The organism is Mesorhizobium sp. (assembly GCF_005063415.1).
Classification (GTDB): Bacteria; Pseudomonadota; Alphaproteobacteria; order Rhizobiales; family Rhizobiaceae; genus Mesorhizobium.
The window spans coordinates 82167-88745 of sequence record NZ_SUEG01000007.1; the positions used below are offsets into that span (position 1 = coordinate 82167).

Below are 6579 nucleotides of genomic sequence, written 5' to 3' on the forward strand. Positions count from 1 at the left end.
CGCTCTGCTTCGTGCCCGGCGTTAGTTAATGCTGGCCGTGTTGGCCGGCTCGGCAGGTCGCTTCTCACCGGCATAGGGCACGCGAAAACCGTTCGCCGCCAGCCAGCCGATGGCGGCCTTCGGTTCGTCGGTCTGGATGATGGTCGCGCCGCGCTCGACCCAGAAGCCGTAGGTCTCGCGCGGCAGGCTGGCCGCGACCGCCAGCTCGTCGCCGCGGCCACCGGCGAGGAAGCCACCCGGCTTGTTGATGATGGCGTAGGTGTCGGCCCAGATGTGCCAGTCGCCCCTCACCGCCAGCGCGCGCATGTGCGGGCTGAACAGCGGACCGCCGGTCTCGGTCAGCGTCTCTGATCCTGCGCGCCAGTTGATCATCTCGACCGCGCGCACCGGGAAGGCCCGGCTGATTTTTTCAGCAAACATGGCGTCGCGAACCGCATCATCGGCGATGATCGGCATGAACTGGAAGCCGCTGCCGATCGCGTCCAGGGCAGCCTTGACGCTGGTGATCCTCTCCGCATTCCACAGGTTCTCCTTGACGATCACCTGTTCGGCCATGCCGAGATCGCGCGCAACCGCAATCATGCCCGCCAGGCTATCGACATCAAGCTTGTTGTCGAGGTTGATGAGGATCCTGTCCCTGGTCGTCATCAACATCTCGCGCAACGTCGAGACCGTCTCGCCCGTAACGGCGCCGGTACCTTCGGTCACCAAGCGGCAGGTCTTGAGTTCGGCCAGCGTCCGCTTGACCACCTCGCCCCTACAATTCGTGGTGCGGTCAAGCCAGCTGTCATGCATGACGACGAATTCGCCGTCCTTCGAGCGCCTGATGTCGACCTCGACGATTTCGGCGCCCATTGCGATCGACGCCTCGACGGCGGCGATCGAGTTTTCGGGATAGAGCGTCTTGCCGGCCTGCATGCTGCCGGCACGGTGCGCGGCCACTATCACATGGTCGCGCCATTGGTTGGCGTGCTCGAAGCGGTCCAGAATCTGCCTGGCGCGCGTTTCGCCTGCCGATGCATGGCCAAGGGAGACCGCCAGCGCCGCGGAAAGCAGAAGGCTCAGCCAAATCGTTCGCATGAGAATCGCTCCGTACCGGGATCCCACCCCGGTTAAGCGATGCCCGTGACAGGCAGGTGAACGAAGCCGGCTTGCAAAATGCCGGAAAATCAGGTCAGCGCCGGCCGAAGCAGTCGGCGACGGCTCCTTTCGGTCGCTTGCAGGCAATCTCCTGGCGAGCCATGCGGGGTTCGCCTGGCGAGCAAGGATTTGTGACCGGATCGAATGGCCATGATCCTCCGCAGGGGTCGCAATTCTGAGAATTATGTCCAATAAGGTTGCGCGTCGACGCACAGGAGATCTCTTCATGCCGCCAAGGACCATCGATCACGCCTTCACCACCCGCTCCAGGACGGGTGCGTCGTTCGAGCCGACCTATGCCGGCGCGCTGTCGTTCATGCGGCGCAAATATTCGAAGGACGTGAAGGACGCTGATGCGGTGGTGTGGGGCATTCCCTTCGACGCTGCGGTCACCAATCGGCCGGGCGCCCGTTTCGGACCGCAGGCGATCCGCCGCGCCTCGGCCATCCTCGACAACGATCCGCAATATCCCTTTTCGCGCGACCTGTTCGAACAGCTTGCTGTAATCGATTATGGCGACTGCCTGCTCGACAGCGGCAATCACCAGAAGACGCCTGCCACGATCGAACGCGAAGCGGCGAAGATCCTGAAATCCGGCGCCTTTCTGCTGTCACTCGGTGGCGATCACTTCGTCACCTGGCCGCTGCTCAAGGCGCATGCCGCCATCCACGGCCCGCTGGCTCTGGTGCAGTTCGACGCACATCAGGACACCTGGCCCGACGACGGCAAGCGCATCGATCACGGCTCCTTCGTCGGCCGTGCGGTCAAGGAGGGCATCATCGACCCCGACCGGTCGATCCAGATCGGCATCCGCACTCATGCGCCCGACACGTTCGGCATCAAGATCCTGTACGGCCATGAAGTGGAGGAAATGCGGGCGTCCGACATCGCCTATGCCATCGTCGACCGCACCGGCGGCAAGAAGACCTATGTCACTTTCGACATCGATTGCCTGGACCCGGCCTTTGCGCCCGGCACCGGAACGCCGGTCGCGGGAGGCCCGTCTTCGGCAAAGATCCTGTCGGTGCTGCGCCAGATCAACCAGGTCGATATCGTCGGCGCCGATGTCGTCGAGGTTGCGCCAGCCTATGATCACGCCGATATAACGGCAATTGCCGGGTCAATGGTGGCCATGCACTATCTCGGGCTGCTGGCGGAACGAAAGGCGCGGCTCGAGGAAATGAACCAGGGCAATCACAGCGTTGCCGGATTGAATCAGGCAAGCGGCATATAGCTTTGAGATAACAGGAATTTTGGCAAGCAATGAAACCGAAAATCTTCATCGACGGCGAGCACGGCACCACCGGTCTGCAGATAAGGGCGCTGCTTGCCGAGCGCGGCGACCTGGAAATCATCTCCATCCCGACCGAGCGCCGCAAGGAAACGGCAGCGCGCGCCGAGTTCCTCAACGCCGCCGATGTCGCGATCCTCTGTCTGCCGGACGCGGCCGCCAAGGAAAGCGTTTCGCTGATCGCCAACGACACCACCAAAGTGATCGACGCCTCGACGGCGCATCGTGTCGCCGATGGGTGGGAATATGGTTTCGCCGAAATGGACAAGGACCAGGCGAAAAAGATCGCTTCGGCGAAGCGCGTCGCCAATCCGGGCTGCTGGCCGCAAGGACCGATCGCGACGCTGCGGCCGCTGGTTGCGGCGGGGCTGTTGCCGGCCGATTTTCCGGTCACCGTCAACGGCATTTCCGGCTATTCCGGCGGCGGCCGGCCGATGATCGAGGATTATCTCGCCAAGGGCGAGGATGCGCCGGAATTCCTGCCCTACGGGCTGACGCTGCAGCACAAGCACGTGCCTGAGCTCAGAACCTATGCCAGGCTTTCGCACGATCCGATCATGCAGCCGGCGGTCGGCAATTTCGCGCAAGGCATGATCACCGTGGTGCCGCTGCAACTCGGCGGCCTCGATCATGTACCGACCGGCGCCGAGCTTCACGCGGCGATCGCCGATCATTTCGCTTCCATCGATGGCGGCGTGGTCGAGGTGGCGCCGTATCTGCATCAGGAACGCATGCCTGGCATCGATCCGGAGATCTACAACGGCACCAACAGGATGAAGCTCTACGTCTTTGCCAATGACGACAGGGCGCAGGCGCTGCTGCTTGCCGTCTACGACAATCTCGGCAAAGGCGCCTCGGGTGCCGCCGTGCAGAACATGGATCTGATGCTCGGCCTCTGAATGGACGTGCCGGCATTTCCGAAGCGCTGGAAGGTCGGCGCGCCCGAACCCGTCGCCGAGACGTTCAGCAGCCGCATCTGGAAGGTTGCTCGCGAGGACGGCTCACTGGCAATCGTCAAGGACCTAAAGCCTTTCGACGATGTCGAGGACGAGTTGCGTGGCGAGCATTTCCTCGCCTGGCGACGCGGCGAAGGCGCGGTGCGGCTGCTCGGCCGCGACGGCCACCGCATGCTGCTCGAATACGCCGGCGAAACCTCGCTGTCACAGATGATTGCGGATCAGGGCGACAATGCCGCCACCGCCATAGCGGCGGAGGTGAAGCTGTTCTCGCGGTCGAAGCACCCTGCCCCGCCGGACCTTCAGCCGCTGCGCACACGGTTTTCCAGCCTGTTCAAAAAGGCGAAGGCCGATCGCGCCGCGGACGAAAGGAGCCTGTATGTCGAAGCAGCCGAAATCGCGGAACGGCTGTTGTCCAATCCGCATGACATGCGGCCGCTGCATGGCGATCTGCATCACGACAACATCATGCACGGTCCACGTGGCTGGCTGGCGATCGATCCGAAGGGCGTTCTCGGCGACCCGGGCTTCGATGCCGCCAACATGTTCTACAACCCACTCGACCGAGACGATCTTTGCCTCGACCCGCGGCGGATCACCCATATGGCGCAAGTCTTTGCCGCAACGCTCGGCCAGACGGCGCCCGCCATACTGGACCACGCCATTGCCTATGGCTGCCTGTCGGCTGCATGGCACCATGAAGATCGAAATGCGGTCGACGAAAACCGCGAGCTGGCGATTGCCGCGGCAATCCGGCGGGTGCGGCTCAGCCTCTGAGAGCAATCTCGTGGGGCAGCGGGTAAGCGCCCCTGGTACCGCGCCAATGCGCGGCGGCGAAGCCCAGCAGAACCAGCGCAAATGCCTGATGCGTCAGGGCCATGTGCAGCGGCACCTGCATCAATAGGGTGCCGATGCCGATCGACGCCTGCACCACGACAATCAGGAACAGCAGCGTCGCGCGCCGGGCATGCGTCGTACCCGGCAGGCGCCGGCGTGTCGCAATCATGTGCCAGAGCGCGACCGCGAAGATCGTGTAGGCGCCGGCCCGGTGGACGAACTGCACCGTCTTCGGATTTTCGAAGAGATTGCGCCATGCCGGTTCGAGCAGCAGCAGGTCGCCGGGGACCAGCTTGCCGTCCATCAGCGGCCAGGTGTTGTAGCTCAAGCCGGCATCTAGCCCTGCGACCAGCCCGCCGAGATAGATCTGGACCAGCGCCAGCAGCACCAGGAAGCCGGCCAGACGTTGCGTCGAGCGGTCGGCGGCAGGTTCCGAGTGCGGCGCCAGCCCACGCGCGACCACCATGGTCGCCGTGAAGATAAGCGCCGCCAACGTCAGATGCGTCGCCAGCCGGTATTGGCTGACCGAAACCCGGTCAGCCAACCCGGACGCCACCATCCACCAGCCTATCGCGCCCTGCAGGGCGCCGAGAAGGAGGATGCCCGACAATTTCGTGCCGAGGCCCCGCTCGATGCGGCGCGTCGCCCAGAAGAACAGCAGCGGCAGGGCGAAGACCACGCCGACACTACGCGCCAGGATGCGGTGCACCCATTCCCACCAGAAGATCGATTTGAACGCCTCGATGCTCATACCCTTGTTGAGTTCGGCATATTGCGGGATCTGCTGGTAGCGCAGGAACTCCTCCTGCCACTCGGCATCATTGAGCGGCGGGATGACGCCGTGTATCGGCTGCCATTCGGTGATCGACAGGCCGGAATTGGTGAGCCTTGTAGCGCCGCCGACCACTACCAGCGCAAACAGCACCAGGAGCACGACATAGAGCCAACCGCGCACCAGCGCACGATTGCGAAGGTCGCGATCGCGGGCTGCGAAAGGCGCGGCGTCGGATATGGCAGCAGCCATGGATTTGTCCCGGCAGTTGAAGTCGCGGATTGGTGAACCATCGCAACCCGGCTTGCAAGACCGGACAGCGCGGCACGCCGTCGCGCCGTTTCTGGCGGGTTGCGTGCATCGGCTGTTCGGCCTAAGCGATAGCGATCAACGAGATCGCGCCATGCCCATTCGCCTGAAAAAGCTGATCGGAAGCTTCCTGCTGGTAGTGCTGGTCATAGTCTATGCGCTAGTCGCCTCGATCGTGGCGGTCGCGCAACTGGCGGAATCGGGACCGTGGGCGCACTTCATCTTCTTCCTGCTCAGCGGGCTTTTGTGGGTGCTGCCGGCGATGGGCATCATTAAATGGCTGATCCTGGAGCCGCGGCCGAAGAGCCGAGGCAACAATTAGATCGTCACCACCGTCTTGCCGGCATTGGCCAGCGGCGTCGTCACACCCGACAGCATCGTGCGGATATGGGCGACGCTCTGATAGCGGCCATTGACCGAAATGCGCGGCAGGGCATGCAGGAACCCGGCATGCTCGGCGCGGAGTATGCCGTGGCGGGTCGTCACCGCCGAGGCATAGCCGGCATCGCGGACAAGGCTCACTTCGCGGCGGCCGACGGCGCTGGCATAGCCGTAGGGATAGGCGAAATGGCGCGGCTCCTCGCCGAGTTTGGCCCGCAATATGCGCTTGACGTCGCCGATCTCATGCCGCGCGTCGCTCTCGGAAAGCCGCTTCAGATTGCAGTGGTTGACGCTATGCGCGCCGATCGTCACCAGCGGGTGCGCGGCCATGGTGCGGATCTCGTCCCAGTTCATCAGCGTGCTCGGGCGCGGACCGCCCAACTCGATGCCGTTCGAGCGCGCCAGATCGCGCAACACCGCACGCTGGTCCTGCTCGCGCACCTTCAGCGTCAGATGAGCGTGCAGGCGCGCATTGGCCTGGACCTTTTTTCCCGGACTCGAGCAGTCGATCGTTACCGGGCCATCCGGCGTCGTCAGCGTCAGGCGATCGCGCGCATTGACGATGTCCTCGACCACGTCCCACCACAAATCGGCAGCGCCGTCGATCAGTCCCGGCGCGACGTAGATGGTGATCGGCGCGCCGTGTTTCTCCAGCACCGGCAGTGCTTCGGTCATGTTGTCTCGATAGGCGTCGTCGGCGGTGATCGTCGCAAACTGGCCGTCCTTGTCGCCAGCCTTTATGCGCTCGATCGCCTCGTCCAGCGTGACGAAACTGTAGCCGTTCGCCTTCATGTCGGCGATCACGGTGTCGAGAAACCCAGGCGCTATGTTCAAGTGGCGGTTGACGCCGTTCGGCTTTTCCGGTGTCGCAGTCACCCGATGCAGCATAAGGA

7 protein-coding genes are annotated in these 6579 nt (G+C 63.6%); 4 read left to right on the forward strand and 3 right to left on the reverse strand.

Annotated features, from left to right (window positions below):
* Positions 1-21: 21 nt before the first annotated feature.
* Complete coding sequence (locus tag E5W70_RS04095) at positions 22-1080, reverse strand: glycerophosphodiester phosphodiesterase family protein (protein WP_292654212.1); 1059 nt, start codon at positions 1078-1080, stop codon at positions 22-24.
* A gap of 286 nt (positions 1081-1366) precedes the next feature.
* Here E5W70_RS04095 and speB point away from each other — a divergent pair, with 286 nt between their 5' ends.
* From speB to E5W70_RS04110, 3 genes are read left to right on the forward strand one after another with little or no spacing between them, the layout of a single operon-like run.
* Positions 1367-2374 (forward strand): agmatinase, encoded by a 1008-nt coding sequence (speB, locus tag E5W70_RS04100; protein ID WP_292654214.1) that lies wholly within the window; start codon positions 1367-1369, stop codon positions 2372-2374.
* Between the two features lie 29 nt (positions 2375-2403).
* Positions 2404-3330: an N-acetyl-gamma-glutamyl-phosphate reductase gene (gene argC, locus E5W70_RS04105; protein ID WP_292654217.1), complete on the forward strand. Its 927-nt coding sequence runs from the start codon at positions 2404-2406 to the stop codon at positions 3328-3330.
* Complete coding sequence (locus E5W70_RS04110; RefSeq protein WP_292654220.1) at positions 3331-4164, forward strand: aminoglycoside phosphotransferase family protein; 834 nt, start codon at positions 3331-3333, stop codon at positions 4162-4164.
* Here E5W70_RS04110 and E5W70_RS04115 read toward each other — a convergent pair.
* Positions 4154-5248, reverse strand: coding sequence for a COX15/CtaA family protein (locus E5W70_RS04115; RefSeq protein WP_292654223.1), 1095 nt, complete (start codon positions 5246-5248; stop codon positions 4154-4156). The two genes, E5W70_RS04110 and E5W70_RS04115, sit on opposite strands and share 11 nt — an antisense overlap.
* 151 nt (positions 5249-5399) lie before the next feature.
* Between E5W70_RS04115 and E5W70_RS04120 the strand changes: the two genes are divergently transcribed.
* Positions 5400-5627 carry a DUF2842 domain-containing protein gene (locus tag E5W70_RS04120; protein WP_292654225.1) on the forward strand — a complete coding sequence of 76 codons (228 nt, stop codon included), beginning with the start codon at positions 5400-5402 and terminating at the stop codon, positions 5625-5627.
* Here the strand turns inward: E5W70_RS04120 and E5W70_RS04125 are convergent.
* The coding region (locus E5W70_RS04125; RefSeq protein WP_292654228.1) for a polysaccharide deacetylase family protein at positions 5624-6579 on the reverse strand (956 nt) is incomplete at its 5' end. The genes E5W70_RS04120 and E5W70_RS04125 overlap by 4 nt on opposite strands.